At 68.0% G+C, this 15,894-nt stretch carries 19 protein-coding genes and 1 tRNA gene; 10 read left to right on the top strand and 10 right to left on the bottom strand.

The window, feature by feature from the left end:
• The first annotated feature begins 1 nt into the window (after nt 1).
• From C8P69_RS09980 to C8P69_RS09960, 5 genes are all read left to right on the top strand, one after another.
• On the top strand, nt 2-367 hold the full coding sequence (locus C8P69_RS09980) for a YbaN family protein (RefSeq protein WP_108176669.1): 366 nt from the start codon (nt 2-4) through the stop codon (nt 365-367).
• On the top strand, nt 364-1,266 hold the full coding sequence (locus tag C8P69_RS09975) for a PfkB family carbohydrate kinase (RefSeq protein WP_108176667.1): 903 nt from the start codon (nt 364-366) through the stop codon (nt 1,264-1,266). The genes C8P69_RS09980 and C8P69_RS09975 overlap by 4 nt, the downstream gene beginning before the upstream one ends.
• Nucleotides 1,267-1,289: 23 nt before the next feature.
• Nucleotides 1,290-2,024, top strand: coding sequence for a hypothetical protein (locus tag C8P69_RS09970; protein WP_146167314.1), 735 nt, complete (start codon nt 1,290-1,292; stop codon nt 2,022-2,024).
• 82 nt (nt 2,025-2,106) lie between these two features.
• Nucleotides 2,107-2,853, top strand: coding sequence for an SDR family oxidoreductase (locus C8P69_RS09965; protein ID WP_108176663.1), 747 nt, complete (start codon nt 2,107-2,109; stop codon nt 2,851-2,853).
• Between the two features lie 110 nt (nt 2,854-2,963).
• Entirely contained in the window at nt 2,964-3,476 is a 513-nt protein-coding gene (locus C8P69_RS09960; protein ID WP_211353814.1) for a translation initiation factor 2, read from the top strand.
• A 64-nt stretch (nt 3,477-3,540) separates the two neighbouring features.
• Here the strand turns inward: C8P69_RS09960 and C8P69_RS09955 are convergent.
• Together C8P69_RS09955 and C8P69_RS23860 are read right to left on the bottom strand one after the other, a co-directional pair.
• Nucleotides 3,541-3,615 (bottom strand) — tRNA-Lys (locus tag C8P69_RS09955).
• A 92-nt stretch (nt 3,616-3,707) separates the two neighbouring features.
• A complete protein-coding gene (locus C8P69_RS23860) occupies nt 3,708-3,977 on the bottom strand; it encodes a hypothetical protein (RefSeq protein ID WP_170118199.1) in 270 nt (89 codons plus the stop codon).
• Between the two features lie 146 nt (nt 3,978-4,123).
• On the opposite strand from C8P69_RS23860, the gene C8P69_RS09945 reads away from it, so the two are divergent.
• On the top strand, nt 4,124-4,627 hold the full coding sequence (locus tag C8P69_RS09945) for a DUF2937 family protein (RefSeq protein ID WP_170118198.1): 504 nt from the start codon (nt 4,124-4,126) through the stop codon (nt 4,625-4,627).
• 3 nt (nt 4,628-4,630) lie between these two features.
• On the opposite strand, the gene C8P69_RS09940 is transcribed toward C8P69_RS09945, so the two are convergent.
• On the bottom strand, nt 4,631-4,996 hold the full coding sequence (locus C8P69_RS09940; protein ID WP_146167313.1) for a hypothetical protein: 366 nt from the start codon (nt 4,994-4,996) through the stop codon (nt 4,631-4,633).
• A 115-nt stretch (nt 4,997-5,111) separates the two neighbouring features.
• Between C8P69_RS09940 and C8P69_RS09935 the strand changes: the two genes are divergently transcribed.
• Nucleotides 5,112-5,936, top strand: a complete 825-nt coding sequence (locus tag C8P69_RS09935) for a polyphosphate kinase 2 family protein (RefSeq protein ID WP_108176655.1) — start codon at nt 5,112-5,114, stop codon at nt 5,934-5,936.
• Between the two features lie 4 nt (nt 5,937-5,940).
• Here the strand turns inward: C8P69_RS09935 and tgt are convergent, their stop codons facing one another.
• The 5 genes from tgt to coaD all read right to left on the bottom strand — a co-directional run bounded on the left by tgt (nt 5,941) and on the right by coaD (nt 9,885).
• Entirely contained in the window at nt 5,941-7,086 is a 1,146-nt protein-coding gene (gene tgt / locus C8P69_RS09930; protein ID WP_108176654.1) for a tRNA guanosine(34) transglycosylase Tgt, read from the bottom strand.
• Nucleotides 7,083-8,159 (bottom strand): tRNA preQ1(34) S-adenosylmethionine ribosyltransferase-isomerase QueA, encoded by a 1,077-nt coding sequence (gene queA, locus C8P69_RS09925; protein ID WP_108176652.1) that lies wholly within the window; start codon nt 8,157-8,159, stop codon nt 7,083-7,085. The genes tgt and queA overlap by 4 nt, the downstream gene beginning before the upstream one ends.
• 71 nt (nt 8,160-8,230) lie before the next feature.
• Nucleotides 8,231-8,731, bottom strand: a complete 501-nt coding sequence (locus tag C8P69_RS09920; protein ID WP_108176650.1) for a peptidylprolyl isomerase — start codon at nt 8,729-8,731, stop codon at nt 8,231-8,233.
• 32 nt (nt 8,732-8,763) lie between these two features.
• A complete protein-coding gene (locus C8P69_RS09915; RefSeq protein ID WP_108176648.1) occupies nt 8,764-9,333 on the bottom strand; it encodes a peptidylprolyl isomerase in 570 nt (189 codons plus the stop codon).
• Between the two features lie 45 nt (nt 9,334-9,378).
• Nucleotides 9,379-9,885 (bottom strand): pantetheine-phosphate adenylyltransferase, encoded by a 507-nt coding sequence (gene coaD, locus C8P69_RS09910; protein WP_108176646.1) that lies wholly within the window; start codon nt 9,883-9,885, stop codon nt 9,379-9,381.
• Between the two features lie 208 nt (nt 9,886-10,093).
• Between coaD and C8P69_RS09905 the strand changes: the two genes are divergently transcribed.
• A complete protein-coding gene (locus tag C8P69_RS09905) occupies nt 10,094-11,260 on the top strand; it encodes a M20 family metallopeptidase (RefSeq protein ID WP_245901971.1) in 1,167 nt (388 codons plus the stop codon).
• A 71-nt stretch (nt 11,261-11,331) separates the two neighbouring features.
• Here C8P69_RS09905 and gyrA read toward each other — a convergent pair whose 3' ends face one another.
• A complete protein-coding gene (gene gyrA / locus C8P69_RS09900; protein WP_245901970.1) occupies nt 11,332-14,088 on the bottom strand; it encodes a DNA gyrase subunit A in 2,757 nt (918 codons plus the stop codon).
• Nucleotides 14,089-14,299: 211 nt separating this feature from the next.
• Here gyrA and C8P69_RS09895 point away from each other — a divergent pair, with 211 nt between their 5' ends.
• Nucleotides 14,300-14,929, top strand: a complete 630-nt coding sequence (locus tag C8P69_RS09895) for a MarC family protein (RefSeq protein ID WP_108176642.1) — start codon at nt 14,300-14,302, stop codon at nt 14,927-14,929.
• Between the two features lie 2 nt (nt 14,930-14,931).
• Here C8P69_RS09895 and C8P69_RS09890 read toward each other — a convergent pair whose 3' ends face one another.
• A complete protein-coding gene (locus C8P69_RS09890) occupies nt 14,932-15,327 on the bottom strand; it encodes a DUF2306 domain-containing protein (RefSeq protein WP_108176640.1) in 396 nt (131 codons plus the stop codon).
• Nucleotides 15,328-15,417: 90 nt separating this feature from the next.
• Here C8P69_RS09890 and C8P69_RS09885 point away from each other — a divergent pair, with 90 nt between their 5' ends.
• Entirely contained in the window at nt 15,418-15,891 is a 474-nt protein-coding gene (locus C8P69_RS09885; protein ID WP_108176638.1) for a hypothetical protein, read from the top strand.
• Nucleotides 15,892-15,894 lie beyond the last annotated feature (3 nt).

The raw sequence follows: 15,894 nt of genomic DNA, 5'->3' as shown, positions 1-15,894 counted from the left end.
CATGATCTCCCGGCCGTTCCGGTTCATCATCTTCCTGGCGGGCTGCCTGTTCACGGGCCTCGGCGTGATCGGCCTCATCCTGCCCGGCATTCCCGGAACGGTCTTCCTCATCCTCGCCGCCTGGTGCTTCGCCCGCTCCTCGCCGCGCTTCGAATGGTGGCTGCTGCATCACCCGAAGCTCGGCCCACCGGTGCGGCAGTGGCGGCAGAACGGCGCCATCGCGCCGCGCATCAAGGCCATCGCCATCGGCTCCATGGCGCTGTCCTGGGGGATCGTCTGGATGACCGCCCCGCCCATCGGCATCGCGCTATCCGGCATCGCCATCGGGGCGAGCGCCCTCTATGTCGGGACCCGCCCCTCGTCATGACCACCAAGCCTGTCCGCATCGTCTGTGCGGGGATCGCCACGCTCGACTTCGTCTATGGCCTCGATGCCATCCCGACCGTGCCGCTGAAGTTCCGCACCCATCGCATGGAGCTCTCGGGCGGCGGGCTTGCCGGCAATGCGGCGACCGCCTGCGCCCGGCTCGGCGCGGATGTGACGCTGGTGGCGCGGCTGGGTGATGATCCCTTCGCCGGGATGATCACCGAGGAGTTCGCGCGCGAGGGCATCGATACATCCGCCATCCGCCGCTGCCCCGGCCATCGCACCCCCGTCTCCGCCGTCATCATCGATGATGCCGGCGAGCGCATGGTGGTGAGCTATTCCGACCCGGACCTTCTGACGGATCCGGCGCTGGTCCCCGAGGGCGTCGAGCGTGGCGCAGATGCCATCTATGCCGAGACGCGCTGGATCGAGGCGGCGCTCGCCCTCCTGCCCCGGGCGCGCGATGCCGGAATCCCCTCCGTTCTCGACGCGGACCGCCGGCCCCGCCGTCCGGAAGTAATTGCGCTCGCAAGCCATGTCGGCTTCTCCGCCCAGGCGCTGCGCGACCTCACCGGCATCGACGATCTCGCCGTGGCCCTCGCCCATGCCGCGCGGGATGCGACCAACGTTCTCGCCGTCACCGATGGGGCGCGCGGCTGCTGGTACATGGACGCGGGCGCGGTCGTGCATCTCCCGGCCTTCCCGGTCAAAGCCGTCGACACGCTCGGCGCCGGCGACACCTGGCACGGCGCGCTCGCCGTTGCGCTCGGCGAAGGGCAGCCGCTCGCGCGCGCGATGCTGTTCGCCAATGCGGCGGCTGCCTTGAAATGTACGGAATTTGGCGGTCGGAAAGGCATGCCACGCCGCGAGCGCGTGGATGCCCTGCTGGCAGGTGCGTGACGATCTGGGCTAAGGTGCCTGTTGTGACGATGTTCTTCCGACCGCTCCTGCTGCTCGCCGCCCTCGGCCTCGCCTTTGCGACGGCTGCCGAGGCCCGCACCACGGACCTTCTCGTCCGCGGCCTCACCGAGGCCCAGGCGCTCTATCGCACCACCACCACGAGCCTGCGCGCCAACCGCCCGGCGGAAGCCGAAGCGGCGCTGAAGGCGCTGGTAGCGCTGTGGGACGAGACGGTGACCGCGACGATCGCAGCGCCGCCCGCCATGGCCGCACGCGTCAGCCTCTTCGCCGAGCAGATGGAAGGCGGCCGCGCCCGCCTGAAGCGCGCCGCCGAGGCGCTGTCGCAGGGCCGCACCGATGGCGCGCTGGACGAACTCGCCCCGCTGAAGCGCGACTGGATCACCCTCAAGCTGAGCCTCGGCCTCTACGGCCTCGTCGAATGCCTCGACGAATCCGCGCAGGCCCTGGATGCCCTCATGGTCCACAAGCGGCAGGCGCCGGATCTCACCCGCGCCGAGGCGCGCGTCGACATCATCGCGCGCACCGCCGTCTATCGCTACGCCCTGCGCCGCTGCGAGCCCTTCGCGGCCGCGGATGTCATCGGCGACGGCGATTTCCGCCGCCAGGCCGAGGCCATCGGGGCCGCCCTCGACGTCATCGATTCGGCCATCCGGCTGCGCGACCCGGCGCTGCTGGACCGTGTTCTCACCGACCTCAAGACCTTCGACGCGCAACTCACCCAACGCTTCGGCGGGTAGCCGGCTGCTGGACAGCGTGGCGGCGCCCATGCCACGACTTCAACCGATTGAGCCGCAGAGAACGGCGATACGGGAGAGCACCATGGGCAAGAGGCTGGCGGGCAAGGTGGCGGTGATCACGGCCGCAGGTCACGGGATCGGTCGGGCGATCGCAGAGGCCTTCGTGGCCGAGGGCGCCAAGGTCTACGCCACCGACATCGACAAGGCGAAGCTCGAGGGCATCCCCAAGGCGAAGAAGCTGAAGCTCGACGTCACCTCGACCCGCGCAGTGGAAGCCTTCGCCGCCAAGACCGGCCCGATCGACATCCTCGTCAACGCCGCCGGCTGGGTCCATCACGGCAATGTCCTCGATACCAGCGAGGCGGACTGGGACCGCTCCTTCGACCTCAACGTCAAGTCGATGCACCGGACCATCAAGGCCTTCCTGCCGGGCATGCTGCAGAAGGGCGCCGGCTCCATCGTCAACATCGCCTCGGGCGCCTCCTCGGTGCGCGGCGTCGCCAACCGCTATGCCTATGGCGCCTCGAAGGCGGCGGTCATCGGCCTCACCAAGTCGGTGGCCATGGACTATATTCGCCGCGGTATCCGCTCGAACGCCATCTGCCCGGGCACTATCCAGTCACCCTCGCTCGACGACCGCATCAAGGCGCTCGCCGCCTCGACCAACCAGAGCGAGGCCGCCGCCCGCAAGGCCTTCATCGACCGCCAGCCCATCGGCCGGCTCGGCACCGCCGAAGAGGTGGCGATGCTGGCGCTCTACCTCGCGTCGGACGAGGCGGCCTATACGACAGGTGCTATTCACATCGTCGATGGTGGTTTCTCGTTGTAAGGAACCTGTTGAAACAACCGGGAGAGGTATCAAAGTCCGGTTGATTCGCAGGAGCGCGCGCCCCTAGCTTCCGCCTGCACGCCATGCGCGTGGCTGAGGGGAATACGAGTATGTTGAGGATCATCGCAGCGGCCTGCGTGGCCGTTGCCGTCGGCGGCTGCGCGACGGCCATCCGGGGCACCACCAATCAGGTCACTTTCGCCAGCGAACCGAGCGGTGCCGTCGTCACCACCTCGCTCGGACACAGCTGTGTCACCCCTTGCGTGATCGCCATCGAACGCAACAAGCCCTTCGAGGCAACCTTCCGCAAGGACGGCTTCGAGCACGCGGTCGTTGCCGTCCGCACCGAGATTTCGCGGGAAGGCGGCACCAGCTTCGCCGGCAATATCCTCGCCGGTGGACTGATCGGCATGGGCGTCGATGCTGCGAGCGGAGCCGCGCTCGATCACACGCCGAACCCGGTCGTGGGACGCCTCGCCGCCATCGTGCCTCCGGCACCGCCGCCCGCGACGAACCGTAGGCCCGTGCGCCGTCCCGCCGCTGCGCGCACGCCGGTCGCCGTTCTGACCGCGCCCCCGGCGCAGATGACGGCCTCCGTCGCGGTCACGCCGGCCTTCCGCTGAGGCTGTGTGCTGACGCGTGATTGTGGATGATCTCACCCGGCCGACGTACCCGCGCCGGCTACGATGGTGAGCGGGGAGGGGATCGAACCCTCGACCACATGATTAAAAGTCACGTGCTCTACCGCTGAGCTACCCGCCCATCCGGGCGCGGGTTTGGCGGATCGGCGGACGGAAGTCAACGCCGGGATGGGAATAAGGAAAGGGCCGGTGATCACCACCGGCCCCCTGCCCTCACCAGCCGCGGCGCCAGGCCCGGCGGCGCCAATAGCGACGGCGCATCGCGCGGTTGCGCCAGCGGCGGCGGTAGTAGCCGCGGCTCCCGCGGCGCACGACATCGCCACGCGGGCCGACGTTGTTCTGCATCTCCAGCGGAGTCCCAGTCACGATCGGGTCAACGGGCACAGCCGTTGCGGTGACCGGGGCGGCGAGCACTGCGGTCGACCCGGTGGCGAGAACCGCCAATCCGGCACCGGCAGCGAAAAGTTGTCGTCTGGTGGTCATGGGTCACTCCGATCCTGATGGAAGCCCGAGCGGCGGGCGGACGTCAGGGGAACGTGCCGCCGCCCGAGACGTTCCGTCCGCGACGGTTGCCCGACCGAAGCGTGGCCCTAGACTGGCCCTGTCCCACCCACCGAGCGCCCCGGCTGATGATCCTCAAGCGCCTCGTCTTCGCCCTCGCGCTGTTCCTGGCCACCCTCGCATCGCAGGTGCCGGAATATGCCCAGCAATATCGCCAGCGGCTGGGCGGAGCGGTGGACGAGCTCACCCGCATCATCGCGGCCTTCGACGCCGACGCCGCGCGCCTGGCGATCTCGCGCGAGACCGGGCTCGAGCGGCTGAAGGCCAATGCGGACACGTTCGTGCGCCAGCGCGGCGAACAGATCGAGAGCGACATCGCCCGCGCCGAACGGCTGCAGCGGCAGTTGCAGTCCTATGCCGAGGCGGGGCCGTTCCATCGCCTGGCGCTGCTCGTCCGCGACCATGATGCCGACATCGCCCGGCGGGCCTTCCAGGCCTTCGAGCCGGCTGTCCCCGTGACCTCCGAGGGCCTGATGGCCGGCATGGCCGGCTTTCTTCTTGGCTGGATCGGCGGGCGGGCCCTCATCTGGCCGGTCCAGCGCCGGCGCAACCGGCCGCGCGTCACGGCCTGAGCGTCAGTCGGGCGGCATCCGCTTGACGCCGTCACGAATGAAGACCCGGAACGGCGTCGTGCCCTCGGCCGAGCCATCCTCGGACCGCCAGCGGCCATTAGTGCAGAGGATGCCGCCCTGGGCCGGCACGGCATCGAACTCGGCGCGGTTGCGATAGACGGCGCCGTCCGGCAGCGTCGCCGTGAAGGCGGTGCGGCAACGCCCATCCGCGACGATCGGATCATAACCGCCGATCATCACCCCTCCTCCGCCGGTGCTGGGAAACGGGTCGCGCAGCAACGGCCAGGCGCCATAATCCTCGGCGGCCAGCGCCGGTCCCGCCGCCATCAGGCCCACCAGCGCCGCAGCCCTCATCCATCGTGTCGTCATGTCGTCCTCCTCGGGGATCGGAGGGGGTACACGCGGCAGGGCCATTCGGATGCACGGGCGCTTGCGCCAGAGGCGCCAACCGCCACAATGGCCGCCCCCGAACCCGTGAGACGTCATGCAGCAATCCTGTCCCAAGCATCTGAAGCATCTCGTGGTGAAGCCCGGCTCGAAGGTCGACCTCGGCGACATCGACCCGCGCGACGTCGATTGCCTTGGCAAGGAGGAAGCGGTCCGGACGAAGCTCGAAGAGGACGTCGTCGCCATCGACGCCCTTCAGGACCGGCTCTATGCCGAGGGCAAGCGGGCGCTGCTCGTGGTCCTCCAGGGCACGGACACCTCGGGCAAGGACGGGACGATCCGCGGCGTCTTCAACACCACCGGACCGCTCGGGGTCACGGTCACCGCCTTCAAGCGGCCGAGCGAGGAGGAACTCGCCCATGATTTCCTCTGGCGGGTCCACCTTGCCGCCCCCCGCCGCGGCACGATCGGCATCTTCAACCGCTCGCATTACGAGGACGTGCTGGTCGGCCGCGTCCGCAAGCTCGCACCGAAGGAGGTGATCGAGCAGCGCTACGACCAGATCAACGATTTCGAGCGGATCCTTGCCGAGAACGGCACGGTGATCCTGAAATTCATGCTCCATATCTCGAAGAAGGAGCAGGCCGAGCGGCTGCAGGAGCGGCTCGACGACAAGACGAAGAACTGGAAGTTCAACGCCGGCGATCTTGAGGACCGCAAGCTCTGGGACGAGTACCAGAAGGCCTATGAGACCGCCCTCGCCCGCTGCTCGACCGATCACGCGCCTTGGCACATCGTGCCGGCCGACCGCAAATGGGCCCGCAACGCCATCATCGCCGCGATCGTCCGCGACACGCTGGAAGCGATGGATCCGCAATATCCGAAGATGCCGTGGAAGCCGTCGGATTTCCGGATCGAGTGAGCGATCAACTCGTCCAGGGCTCGATGTCGCCCCTGGCCCAGCCGTCGCGGACCTCGGCCATGTAGTCGGCATAGCGGCCGGCTGCGATGGCGGCGCGGGCGCCGGCCATCAGCTCCTGGTAATAGGCGAGATTGATCCAGGTGATCAGCATCGAGCCGAGCATTTCCTCGGTCCGCACGAGGTGGTGCAGATAGGCCCGCGAATAGTCCCGCGCCGCGGGGCAGGATGATGCCTCGTCCAGCGGGCGCGGATCGTCGGCATGGCGGGCATTGCGGAAATTGACCTTGCCGAACCGGGTGAAGGCCTGGCCGTGGCGGCCGTTGCGGGTCGGCATGACGCAGTCGAACATGTCGACGCCGCGGGCGACCGCTGCCAGCAGGTCGTCGGGCGTGCCGACGCCCATGAGATAATGCGGCTTGTCGTCGGGCAGGTGCGGCATGACCTCCTCGATCATCGCCAGCATCACCGCCTGCGGCTCGCCGACGGCGAGGCCGCCGATGGAATAGCCGGGGAAGTCCATGGCCGCGAGGGCCTTGGCGCTGGCGACGCGCAGGTCCGGCTGGTCGCCACCCTGGACGATGCCGAACAGCGCCCGGCCCGCGGGCTGCGCTTCGAAGGCGCGGCGCGAGCGCTCCGCCCAGCGCAGCGACAGCTGCATCGCCTTGTCGATGGCGGCGCGCTCATTGGGCAGCGCCACGCATTCGTCGAGCTGCATCTGGATGTCGGCGCCGAGCAGGCCCTGGATCTCCACCGAACGCTCGGGCGTCAGCTCGAAGCGGGAGCCGTCGACATGGCTGGCGAAGGTCACGCCCTGCTCGGTGAGCTTGCGGAGCTTGGCCAGCGACATGACCTGGAAGCCGCCGGAATCGGTGAGGATCGGGCCGGACCAGCCACCGAAGCGGTGCAGGCCGCCGAGCGCGGCGATGCGCTCCGCGCCGGGCCGCAGCATGAGGTGATAGGTGTTGCCGAGGATCACGTCGGCGCCGAGCGCCTTCACCTGATCCATGTACATGCCCTTCACCGTCGCCTGGGTGCCGACCGGCATGAAGGCGGGCGTGCGGATGGCGCCGCGCGGCGTGGTGACGACGCCCGTGCGCGCGGCCCCGTCACGGCCATGGACGGCGAAGGAGAAGCCCGGCACTGGGGTCATGGGGCCTCCGCCCGGAAGAGCAGCGAGCTGTCGCCATAGGAGTAGAAGCGGTAGCCCTCGGCGATGGCGCGGGCATAGGCCGCCTTCATGGTCTCAAGCCCGGCAAAGGCCGAGACGAGCATGAAGAGCGTCGAGCGCGGCAGATGAAAGTTCGTCATCAGCGCGTCCACGGCCCGGAAGCGATAGCCCGGCGTGATGAAGATGTCCGTCTCGGCGGCGAAGGGATGGATCGTGCCGTCCTCGGCCGCGGCGCTTTCGAGGAGGCGCAGCGAGGTTGTGCCGACGGCGACGATGCGCCCGCCCCGCGCCCGGACGGCGTTGAGCGAGGCGGCGATCTCCGGCGTCACCTGGCCGTATTCGGCATGCATGCGGTGGGCCGTGGTGTCGTCCGCCTTCACAGGCAGGAAGGTGCCGGCGCCGACATGCAGCGTGACGAAATGGAGCTCGATGCCGCGCGCCTTCAGCCGGTCGAGCAGGTCGGGCGTGAAATGCAGGCCGGCGGTGGGGGCTGCGACCGAGCCCTCGTCCTTGGCATAGACCGTCTGGTAGTCGGCACGGTCCTGGGCATCCTCCGGCCGCTTCGAGGCGATGTAGGGCGGCAGCGGGATGTGGCCGATGCGGGCGATGGCCTCGTCGAGATAGGCACCGGCGAATTCGAACTCGAAGGTGACGCCGTCATCGTCCTTGGCGATCACCGAGGCATGGACGCCGGCGAGAAGGCAGGCCTCCGGCGTCTCGCCAAAGCGCACGAGGTCGCCGGGCTGGAGCTTCTTGGCGCCCTTGACGAAGGCGAGCCAGCGATTGTCCGAAAGCCGCTTGTGAAGGGTTGCGGACACCGAAGCGGTCTGGCCGGCGCGCTCGCGAATGCCTTCCAGCTGGGCCGGAATGACGCGGGTGTCGTTGAAGACCAGCGCGTCGCCCGGGGCGAGCAGGTCGGGAAGGTCGCGGACGATGCGGTCCTCGATCCCTTCGCCCGGCCGCACCACCATGAAACGCGCCGAATCGCGCGGATTCGCCGGCCTCAGGGCGATCCGGTCGTTCGGCAGGTCGAAGTCGAAGAGGTCGACGCGCATGGTGTCAGGGGCGGCCACAAAAGGAGACGGCGCCCGGATCGCTCCGGGCGCCGCGTCCCTAACACGACAGGTCAGAGCTTGGCGATGACGTCGCCGTAGGTCGCCATGTCGTCGGCGGCGATCTTGGCCACGACGATCTTGTCGGGATCGCGCACGGGCTCGCCGCGCTTGATGCCGTCGACGTTCTCCATGCCCTCGGCGACCTTGCCCCAGACCGTGTACTGGCGGTCGAGGAAGCGGGCGTCGTCGAAGCAGATGAAGAACTGCGAGTTGGCGGAGTTCGGGTTCTGGGCGCGGGCCATGGAGGCGGTGCCGCGCACATGCGGCTCGGCGTTGAACTCGGCCTTCAGGTCCGGGTACTTCGAGCCGCCGGTGCCGGTGCCATGCGGGCAGCCGGTCTGGGCCATGAAGCCGTCGATGACGCGGTGGAAGACGATGCCGTCATAGAAGCCCTCGCGCACGAGCTTCTTGATGTGGTCGACATGGCCGGGCGCGAGGTCCGGGCGCATGCCGATGACGACGCGACCCTTGGTCGTCTCAAGGATCATGGTGTTTTCGGGATCGAGGGCCATCCAGGCCTCCTGTTCTCGTTGAAAGGGATATGTCAGCGGATATCGGCAGCGACGCGCACCCGGACCATGCGATCCGGCTGGGTGACGGCGCCATTGTTGGCGGCACTGCCGCGCTTGATCTTGTCGACGTGCTCCATGCCGGAGACGACGTTGCCGAAGACCGTGTACTGATTGTTCAGGAACGATCCTTCCGCGAACATGATGAAGAACTGCGAGTTGGCGGAGTTCGGGTTCTGAGCGCGGGCCATGCCGAGCGTGCCGCGCACGAAAGGCTCGCGCGAGAATTCGGCGGCAAGGTTCGGCAGCTGCGAGCCGCCCATGCCGGTGCCCTGGGGATCGCCGGTCTGGGCCATGAAGCCCTCGATGACGCGATGGAAGACGATGCCGTCATAGAAGCCCTGGCGGGTGAGCTGCTTGATGCGCTCGACATGCTTGGGCGCGAGGTCCGGCCGCAGGCGGATGATAACCGGGCCGTCCTTGAGTTCGATGACCAGGGTGTTCTCGGGGTCGAGACCGGCCGGCAGGCGGATGGCCTGGGCGGCGGCGGGCGCTGCGGCGAGGGCGAGCGAGGCGGCGAGGAAGGAACGGCGCTGCACGGGGATTCTCCGTTGGGATCGGGGCGGCTCGGGCGTCGATCAGGTCGGGGATCAGACCTTCTTGGGCTTGACCTTGCCGGCCAGCGCCTTGGCGACGGCGGGCGGCACGAAGGAGGTCACGTCGCCTCCCATCTGGGCGATTTGCCTGACGAGCGTGGCGGTGATGGGGCGAACGGTGGTGGAGGCCGGGAGGAAGACGGTCTGCACGCCCGGCGCCATCTGGGCGTTCATGCCAGCCATCTGCATCTCGTAGTCGAGGTCCGTGCCGTCGCGCAGTCCGCGGATGAAGAGGCTGGCGCCGACGCGCTGGGCCGCCCAGACCGCGAGGTCGTCGAAGGTGATGGTGCGGAAAGCGCAGTGCTCGGCCGCGGCGATGGGCCCGCAGACCTCTTCCAGCAGCGCGAGACGCTCATCCGCGGTGAACATGGGCGCCTTGCCGGGATGGACGCCAACGCCCACCACCAGTTCGTCGGCGAGACGGCAGGCATGGCGGATGACGTCGAGATGGCCGTTGGTGACCGGATCGAAGGAGCCCGTGTAGAGCGCGACGCGCTTCATATGTTCGCCTGTCGTCTGGTCGCCTGAAGTTGGCCGCCGGCGCGGACCTGCGACGGCTTAACGGCACTGCGGTCCCCGCGCAAGGGAACCCCGGCGAGCCCCGCCGCACATGGACGGCATGTCGCGGTGCCGTTGCCCCCCGTCGCGGCGCGTGAAGAATGGCGGCAGCGGCCGGGCCGAACGGGGGCACAGCCACGCGGAGACGACCATGAGCGCATCGACCGAGACACGCATCACCGAATGGCTGGCGGCCCACAAGGACGCCATGGTCGACTTGTTGCGCGAGGTGGTCGACATCGATTCCGGCTCCTACGACAAGTCGGGCGTCGATGCGGTGGGCGCGCGCTTCGAGCGCTTCTTCGCCGAGCACGACATCTCCGCCTGGCGCGAGCACCATGAGGTGTTCGGCGACGCGATCCATGCGCAGGTCGCCGATCCCGGTTCAAACGAGAAGCCTATTCTGTTGATGGGTCATCGGGATACGGTCTTTCCTAAAGGTGAAGTCTCAAGGCGTCCCTTCACGATCGAGGGTGGCCGTGCCTATGGGCCGGGCGTCGCCGACATGAAGGCCGGCCTCGTCATGAACGTCTTCGTCGCCGCTGCCTTCAAGGCGCTTGGCGGCGCGCCATGCCCGATCAAGGTGCTGATCACCTCGGACGAGGAGATCGCCTCGCCGTCGTCGCGGCCGATCATCGAACGCGAGGGCCGCGCGGCGCGGGCCGTCTACAATTCCGAGCCTGGGCGGCCGTCGGGGAATGTCACCACGGGCCGCAAGGGCGGCGTCTTCATGCGCTTCGACGTCTATGGCAAAGCTGCTCACTCCGGCGGCAATTTCACAAGCGGCATCAGTGCGATCGGCGAGATCGCTCACAAGATCGTTCAGATCCATGCCCTGACGGATCTCGATCGCGGGATCACGCTGAATGTCGGCCTCGTCTCGGGCGGTCAGTCCGTGAACACCACGGCCCCGCATGCCGAGGGGCAGATCGACCTGCGCTACATCGACCCCGCCGACCGCGCCTCCACCCTCGCCGCCATCCAGCGGATCATCGATACCCCCACGGTGAAGGGCACGACGGCGAAGCTGGAGATCAAGGGCGAGTTCCTGCCGGTGGTCCAGACGCCGGAGGCCAAGGCCATCTTCACCGCCTACCAGGCGGCAGCGCGCGATGCGGGCCTCACCAGCCTCGATGGCGAATTTTCCGGCGGCTGCGCCGATTCCGGTTTCACGGCGAGCGTCGGCACGCCGACCATCTGCGGCGTCGGCCCGGTCGGCGGCAATGCCCACACGGTCGAGGAATATCTGGAGATCGACAGCATCGTGCCGCGGGCCCAGGCGCTCGCCCTGGCGATCCTCAGGACACAGGTCGACTGACCGCCTGACCAAACGCAATCGCCCGGCACGGGGCCGGGCGATCAAAAGCGTTTCGGGTCGGAAGACCGAGCTCAGCCCTCGGTGGCCTCACCGCCCTCGGCCTCGGGTCCGTCACCCTCCTCCTCGTCACCCTCGTCGGAGATGTGCTCGACGGAGACCACCTTCTCGGTCTCGTGGGTATCGAAGACGATGACGCCCTGGGTGCCGCGGCCGGCGACCCGGATACCGGAGACGGGGCAGCGGATGAGCTGGCCGCCATCGGTCACCAGCATGATCTGGTCGCGCTCCTCCACGGGGAAGGATGCCACCAGCCGGCCGTTGCGCTCGTTCACCGCCATGGCGACGATGCCTTTGCCGCCGCGCCCGGTGATCCGGTACTCGAAGGACGAGGTGCGCTTGCCGTAGCCGTTCTCGGAGATGGTGAGCACGACCTGCTCGGCCGCCGACATCGCGGCATAGCGATCGGCGGCGAGTTCGCCGGAGCCGTTGCTCTCCTCCTCGTCGGCCGCTTCCGAGCCGGCCGCCTCGCCCGCAATGGCGCGGCGCATCTTGAGATAGGCCGAGCGCTCCTCCGAGTTCGCCTCGAAGTGGCGCAGGATCGCCATGGAGATGATGCGATCGTCCTCGGCGAGCGTGATGCCGCGCACGCCCATGGAGTCGCGGCCCTTGAAGACGCGCACCTCCGGCACGGCGAAGCGGATGCATTGGCCGAGCGCGGTGGTCAGCAGCACGTCGTCCGCCTCGGTGCAGACCGCGACGTCGACAATGCCCTCGCCCTCGTCGAGCTTCATGGCGATCTTGCCGCCGCGATTGACCTGCACGAAGTCCGACAGCTTGTTGCGCCGGACCGTGCCACGGGTGGTCGCGAACATGGCGTCGAGCTCGCCCCAGGTGGCCTCGTCCTCAGGCAGCGGCAGCACGGTGGTGATGCGCTCGTCCGGCTCCAGCGGGAGGATGTTGACGAAGGCCTTGCCGCGCGCCTGGGGCGCGGCCAGCGGCAGGCGCCAGACCTTCATCTTGTAGACCTGGCCCTTCGAGGAGAAGAACAGGATCGGCGTGTGGGTGTTGGCGACGAAGAGGCGGGTGACGAAATCCTCGTCCTTCGTCTGCATGCCGGAGCGGCCCTTGCCGCCGCGGCGCTGCGCCCGGTAGGTCGAGAGCGGCACGCGCTTGACGTAGCCGGCATGGGAGACGGTGACGACCATGTCCTCGCGGGCGATCAGATCCTCATCGTCGAACTCACCGATGCCGTCGACGATCTCGGTGCGCCGGGGCGTGGCGAACTCGTCGCGCACCGACTTCAGCTCGTTGGTGATGATCTCGAGGATGCGGGCGCGCGAGCGCAGGATGTCGAGATAATCGGTGATCTCGTCGGCCAGCGTCTTCAGCTCGTCGCCAATCTCGTCGCGGCCGAGGGCGGTGAGGCGGCGCAGCGGCAGGTCGAGGATGGCGCGGGCCTGCGTCTCCGACAGGCGGTAGGTGCCATCGGCGTTGATGGGATGGCGCGGATCATCGACCAGCTGGATCAGCGAGGCAATGTCGCGGGCGTCCCAGTCGCGGCCCATGAGGGCCTCGCGGGCGGAGGCCGGGTCGGCGGATGTCCGGATGATGCGGATCATCTCGTCGATATTCGCCACGGCTATGGCAAGGCCGCACAGGACATGGGCGCGGTCGCGCGCCTTGCCGAGCAGGAACTTGGTGCGGCGGGAGACGACCTCCTCGCGGAAGGCGATGAAGGTGACGAGCAGGTCCTTGAGGTTCATCACCTCGGGACGGCCGCCGTTCAGCGCCACGAAATTGCAGCCGAAGCTCTGCTGCAGGGCAGTGAAGCGGAAGAGCTGGTTGAGCACCACGTCGGCGACGGCGTCGCGCTTCAGCTCGATGACGACGCGCATGCCCTCGCGGTCGCTCTCGTCGCGGAATTCGGAGATGCCCTCGACCTTCTTCTCGCGCACCAGTTCGGCGAGGCGCTCCAGCATCTGCGCCTTGTTCACCTGATACGGGATCTCGGTGACGATGATCGCCTCGCGCTCCTTGCGCAGCGTCTCGATCGAGGTGCGGGCGCGCATGACCACCGAACCACGGCCGGTGAGATAGGCCTGGCGGATGCCGGCGCGGCCGAGGATGAGGCCGGCGGTCGGAAAATCCGGCCCCGGCACATAGTCCATCAGCTCCTCGATCTCGATCTCGGGCTTCTCGATCGTGGCGATGCAGGCATCGATGATCTCGCCGAGATTGTGCGGCGGGATGTTCGTGGCCATGCCGACGGCGATGCCGCCGCCGCCATTCACCAGCAAGTTGGGGAACTTGGCCGGGAGAACCTTCGGCTCGCGCTCGGAATTGTCGTAGTTGTCCTGGAAATCGACCGTCTGCTTGTCGAGGTCGGAGACCAGCTCGCCGGCGATCTTCTCGAGGCGCACCTCGGTGTAACGCATGGCCGCCGGAGGATCGCCGTCGACCGAGCCGAAATTGCCCTGCCCGTCGATGAGCTCGACGCGCATGGAGAAGTCCTGCGCCATGCGGACGAGGGCGTCGTAGACCGACTGGTCGCCGTGCGGATGGTACTTACCGATGACGTCGCCGACGACGCGGGCCGACTTGCGATAGGGCTTGTTCCACTCGTAGCCGTTCTCGTGCATCGAGTAGAGGATGCGGCGGTGGACCGGCTTCAGGCCGTCGCGGGCATCGGGCAGCGCACGGCTGACGATGACGCTCATCGCATAGTCAAGATAGGACCGCCGCATCTCGTCCGTGATCGAGACGGGGCGAATTTCGGTCGGGTCGGTGGGCGTGGCGCCCGCCGGCGTCTTGTCGTCGTCTTCGGCCAAGAGAACTCTTCCGATGGGGCGGATGGAGGCCATCCGCGGGACCCGGACCTTCTATCCGATTCCGCTCGGGATAACCAACCCCGGCGGCGATTTCAGGGCACCAGATAGCGCCCTGTTTTCAATGGGTTGGAAAGGTTCCTGTCAGCCCTGTGGACGACGCGGGTCTCGCGGGGTCACAATCTCCCGGAAACAGCGGCAGAACAGGGTCCCGATGACGCTCGAATTCCTCACCGGCGCCCTCGTCACCATGTTCGTGATCGTCGAGCCGATCGCGCTTGTGCCGATCTTCCTGGCGGTCACCCAGGGCTTCTCCGCCGCGCAGCGCCAGCAGGTCGCCTGGCGCGCCTGCCTGATCGCCTTCCTGATCCTTGCCGCCTGCGCTTTCTTCGGCGACTGGCTCCTGCGGATGCTCGGCATTTCCCTGCCGGCCTTCCGGATCGCCGGCGGCCTCCTGGTGTTCTGGATCGCCTTCGAGATGGTCTTCGGGCTGCGCGCCAGCCGCAAGAGCGAGACGGCCAAGGAGGCCATCGACAAGGAGCACATCGTCAACGTCGCCGCCTTCCCCATGGCGATCCCGCTGCTGGCGGGCCCCGGCGCCATCACCGCGACCCTGCTGCTCGCCGGTCAGGCCGCGGGCAGCACGGTGATGATGGCGACGCTGATCGGCGTGCTGGCGGTGGTGGTCTTCGTCGCCTGGATCTGCCTGTCCATGGCCGAGGGCATGAACAAGCTGCTGGGGACGCTGGGCAATGCCGTGGTGTCGCGGCTCCTCGGCATCATCCTCGCGGCGCTGGCCGTGCAGTTCGTCATCGATGGCATCAGGGCGGTGTTCCGCGGCTGACTTCAGCCGCCGAAGACCACCTGTCCCATGATGCGGTAGGGCAGCAGGGTGAAGAGCCCTGCCCCGGCCCAGCCCGCCGTCACACCCAGCATCCCCAGGCGATGGCCGCGCATGTTGCCGGTGCGGCGGGCGTGGATCGCATGGACGAGGGTTAGAAGCGTGATCACCGACAGGATGTGGATGAGGCTGAAGGGGCCGAACAGCCGGATGCCGTGGATCCAGAACGAGGACACGGCGGTGATCGCCATCAGGATCACCCAGGCCCAGCCAACGCGCCGGTGCCAGACGCCACTCTTGCGGCGGCCCAGCTGGACGAGGGTCAGTGGTATTAGCGACAGGGCGGCGATGGCATGGAGCTGAATGGCCAGGGGGGCTGCGAGCAGCGGTGCGAGGGTCATGGTCCGTCTCCGTGGGCAATATGAATGCTATTTACATTCTCATTTTCTCATGTCAAGTTCATTTACATCGCTCATCCCAGGAGATTTCCCATGCTGATCCTGACCTCCGCACCCCTGTGGGTCTGGCCGCTCCTCGCCGTCCTCATCCTGGTCGGCTGGCGCTCGCGGCAGGAGCGCACCATCCCGCTGACCATCGTCTATCTGCTGCCGGCGATCGGCCTTCTCACCCTGCCCGCCCTGCTGGCCCTGCCGCATTCGGGCGCGGCGCTGGCGGCCCACGCACTCGCCTATGCTGCAGGCGCCGCGGTCGGCTACTGGTTGCAGGGGCGCTGGCTCCTGGCCAAGGGGCCGCGCCATGTGCGTCTTGGCGGGGAAAGCCTGACCCTGGTGCTGATGATGACCCTGTTCACCGCCAAGTTTGTCCACGGCACCATGACCGCAATCGCGCCTGCGGCGGTGTCGGGCTGGTCCTACGGCATGGCCTTCGGCGCCGTCACCGGCCTTGCCGCAGGCCTCTTTGGCGGCCGGGCGCTGTGGACCATCCTGGCGCCGCGGGTGGTGTGATGG

It is taken from the genome of Phreatobacter oligotrophus, from assembly GCF_003046185.1.
In the GTDB taxonomy this organism is placed as follows: Bacteria; Pseudomonadota; Alphaproteobacteria; order Rhizobiales; family Phreatobacteraceae; genus Phreatobacter; species Phreatobacter oligotrophus.
Note: the sequence above shows the minus strand (reverse complement) of the source record. Positions and strands in the feature narration are given on the sequence as shown.